This is a genomic window from Terriglobales bacterium (assembly GCA_035691485.1).
GTDB lineage: Bacteria > Acidobacteriota > Terriglobia > Terriglobales > Acidobacteriaceae > JAIQGF01.
The window spans coordinates 1-4021 of sequence record DASSIZ010000030.1 but is presented as its reverse complement, the minus strand read 5'-3'; the positions used below and the strand labels follow the sequence as shown (position 1 = coordinate 4021).

Sequence of the window (4021 nt, the reverse complement as noted above, 5' to 3'; positions counted from 1 at the left end):
AGATGTCAACGAGAACAATGCGTTCCAGTGTGTCTCACGCGAGCAGCGGAGTCGTTGGACTCGATGACGTGCTGATCGGCGGTTTTCCCCGGGATCATCTCTACCTGATAGAAGGCGATCCAGGCACCGGCAAGACAACTTTCAGCCGTTTTTCACCACCAAGAGCGTCGGAACCGGCTTAGGGCTGTGGGTCGCCCAAAGCATCGCTGCGAAGTTCGGTGGCAACATAAGGGTGGAATCGCAAACAGAAGGCCCGCTGCACGGAGCGACATTTTACGTCACCCTGAATCGCCGCCCTCAAGCGGACGCTTCTATAGACTCCGCGGTTCGCTTAGGCTAATAACTATGGCCGCATAATCCGCCGCGCCTGGGCTCTACCGATGCCGGCGCACGCCCGGTGCGCCTGGCGAGAGATCGCGCACTGTGAGCCCATCCGCGACAATCCTACTGTTGTCCTATTGACGCTGCTACAATTCGGCAACTCGATTTAGGAGCGTGGGGTGGGGCTTTCAGCGGGAACTCGACTGGGTCCGTACGAGATTGTTTCACCGCTCGGGACCGGCGGCATGGGCGAAGTCTATCGCGCCCGTGACTCCAAGCTTGGCCGCAGCGTAGCCATTAAAGTCCTGCCGCCTGATGTCGCACAAGATCCCGAAAAGCTAGACCGGTTCCAGCGCGAAGCCAAGGTCCTCGCATCGCTGAATCATCCGAACATCGCGTCCATTTACGGCTTTGAGGATTCTGACAAGCCCGGTTTGGTAATGGAGTTGGTCGAAGGTCCGACGCTCGCAGATCGCATACTCGCCGGCCCGGTACCCGTTGAAGACGCACTGAACATCGCGAAACAAGTCTGCGACGCGCTGGAGTACGCGCACGACCGCGGCATTGTCCACCGTGATGTGAAGCCGGCGAACATCAAGCTCTCCTCCGATGGCGCCATCAAGCTACTCGATTTCGGTTTGGCGAAGGCGCTCGAACACGCAGGCGCGAACACTGACATCTCGAGCTCGCCAACCTTTACCCACCTCGGCACTCAGGCGGGCATGATTCTAGGCACAGCAGCCTACATGTCGCCGGAGCAGGCTAAGGGGAGGACGATCGATCGGCGCTCCGACGTCTGGGCCTTCGGCTGCGTTCTGTTCGAGATGCTCACGGGCAAGATGGTCTTCAGCGGCGAGACCGTGACCGACACGCTTGCTGAGATCGTTAAGTCGGAACCCACCTGGAGCCTGGTTCCGCCGAACACACCGAAACCAATCCGAGCGCTTTTGCTGCGATGTCTCAAGAAGGATCCGAAGCAGCGGCTGCAAGCAATTGGCGAAGCGCGAATTGTGATCGAGGAGGTGCTGGCAGGCAAAGCCGCCCCTGAGGAGAATCGAGCCGCGCAAACACCGGTCTCGTTCATGCGCCGGCGCTCCCTCCTGGGCTGGGTCGGCGGCTTTGCCGCCGGAGCGACGATCGTAGCGGCTGTCGCCGGGTGGATAACCCGTTCCTCACCCGCGGCCATGATGCACTTCAGCGCTGTCACCAGCTTCGCCGGAGTCCAGGCGCAACCGGCGCTGTCACCGGACGGACGCTCCGTCGCATACATCTCCAATCGCGACGGGCATTACAACGTCTATGTTGGACTTGTGCACGGCGCGGAACCGTTGCAGATCACACACGACGCCGCCATGAAAGCCCGTCCCAGTTGGTCGCCGGACGGCGGCATGCTGGCTTATGCGCAGCTCAACAACTCCGGAGCCTGGGACATCTGGGAAGTACCAGCTCTTGGCGGGTTGCCGCGCAAAGTTGTCCTGAACGCGGCTGATCCAGCTTGGACGCCTGATGGGCACTCGATCGTCTACCAGAACCTTAGTGACGAGCAGATTTGGATCGCAGGAACGGAAGGTGAGAACGCTCACGCTCTGGTGCATGGAGTCCCATACCGATGGGAAACGGAGCCGCGTGTATCACCGGACGGCCGACTGGTGGCTTTCGCCGTCCGGGCGACCGGAGGACCTTACGGGGAGCTCGGCGTTGCCGATGTCAGTACTGGGACAGTTCGTTTGCTCACGCACGACTATGCCCTCGCGCTGTCGCCCGCGTGGTCGCCCGACAGCCGCAGCATTTACTTCTCTTCGAGCCGCGGCGGAACGGTCAACATCTGGAAGATCGGCGCGGAGGGCAGGGGCCTGCGCCAGATTACTGCCGGGGAGGGAGACGACGCGGAGATTGATGTTTCAAGCGATGGGAAACGTCTGGTATTCGGCACTATGCGCGTAAATATCGGTCTCTCGCGATTCGATGCCCACGCAAAATCTGGAGAGCCAAACGTAAAGGTTTTGACCACAGACCCAGCCCGCAACGAGTTTGGGCCGGCGTACTCACTGAACGGCACTCGTATCGCATTTTTCACAAATCTAAAGGGAGCTGAGAATGAGAGTATCGGCGTGGCGGACGCCGATGGCGGAAACGCAATACAACTCGTCCGCGATTCGCGCGTGAATTTATTTCCGCGCTGGTCGCCTGACGGGACCCACATCGTTTATGGGTCAAACTCCGACAAGAATATTGAGTATCGCAGTATCGCTGTCTCAGGGGGTGCGCCGCAGACAATCATGAGCGACGCGGCTGATGCCATAGTTGACGTCGGCCGCGATGGCCGCTTGCTCTTTCAAAAAGCGGGGGAGATACAAGTCTTCGACCCGCGTGCTGGTAAACCTGCAACCTTGGGTAAAACGCCGAAATACTTGGGGTTCCTGCGATGGGCCTCAAACGGCAGTTCCGTCGCCTACAGCGTCCTTTCGCCGCAGAAAAATGACCCTGCTGACGGCGTCTGGGTAACCGACTTCAAAACGCCGCCGCGGCAGGTATTTCGTGGCTGGGTATGCTGGTTTGCCGTGGATGCGCTGGACGACATATTTGTCCTCAAGGGCAATGCCGATCTCAACGGAGAAGTGTGGAAGGTGAAGTGGGACGGCTCAGGCGTATCGCGGGTTCCCGGGACTCTGCCACTTCTGGGAAATGTCAATTACATACACACATTCGTGGGCAACCAGATGGACGTTTCCCCGGAGGGTGGCCACATCGTTTTCCAATCGCAGCAGGTGCTCCAGGAGAACATCGGGATCATTGACAATGTCCAGTAGCATTTTCCCGTGACACGATTTTTGTCGGCCACCATCTTTTACCCACATCATCGCGACAGTTTCGAGGCCGTTGCCGGTACCTCATGTCGCTCACTTTCGACAGTTAGCAGGCGCTCGGTGAATCGTCGGTTATCGGAAATTATGCTGCCGGCACACTCGGGCGGAACCTTGCTATGCTGACCTTATCGCGGAACAGCCTTTGCCCACGACCAACGACCAGCGACCGGCGGCCGCCGCGCCAACGGTGAACTGCGAACTTCCCGCGACGGTTTCAGCCACCTCCTCGCGCCCCCTCCGCATCCTCCTTTCCGCCGGCGAAGCCTCCGGCGATATGTATGGGGCCCAACTCATTGAAGCCCTGCGCCGCCGCCGGCCCGACCTGGAAGTTTTTGGCTTGGGCGGCGAGCGCATGCGCGCCGCCGGCTGCGAGACGCTGGTGGATGCCAAAGACATCGCCGTCGTGGGGATTACGGAGATCCTCCGCCATCTGCCCCGCATTTACGCGCGCTTTGGCCGACTGCGCCGCGCCATTGCTCAGCGTCGGCCCGATATAGGCGTGGTCATTGACTCGCCCGCTTTCAATCTGCGCGTGGCCCGCGCTCTGCACCGACGCGGCATCCCTGCGGTTTACTACGTGGCGCCGCAGTTCTGGGCCTGGCGCCAGTGGCGCGCACGTATCGTGCGCCGCTATGTGCGCCAGGCCCTCACCATCTTTCCCTTTGAAGTGGACTTCTGGCGGCACTGGGGCGTGCCCGCGCAGTTCGTTGGGCATCCTCTGGCCGAAGCCGCCCGGCCCAGCGTCAGCCGCGACGAGTTGGCCCGCCTGAACCGGCTTGACCCCACCAAGCCGTGGATCACGCTCATGCCCGGCAGCCGCCGCCGCGAGGTGG

At 60.7% G+C, this 4021-nt stretch carries 4 protein-coding genes; all 4 read left to right on the top strand.

Annotated elements, in window-relative coordinates; translation table 11 throughout:
• Positions 1-182, top strand: a 182-nt coding sequence (locus VFI82_03940; protein HET7183810.1) for an ATPase domain-containing protein, incomplete at its 5' end; no start/stop codon positions are given.
• A gap of 2 nt (positions 183-184) precedes the next feature.
• Positions 185-340 (top strand): hypothetical protein, encoded by a 156-nt coding sequence (locus VFI82_03935; GenBank protein ID HET7183809.1) that lies wholly within the window; start codon positions 185-187, stop codon positions 338-340.
• A gap of 160 nt (positions 341-500) precedes the next feature.
• Entirely contained in the window at positions 501-3131 is a 2631-nt protein-coding gene (locus tag VFI82_03930) for an LpqB family beta-propeller domain-containing protein (GenBank protein ID HET7183808.1), read from the top strand.
• Positions 3132-3330: 199 nt separating this feature from the next.
• Positions 3331-4021: lipid-A-disaccharide synthase (locus tag VFI82_03925; GenBank protein ID HET7183807.1), on the top strand; the 691-nt coding region annotated here is incomplete at its 3' end.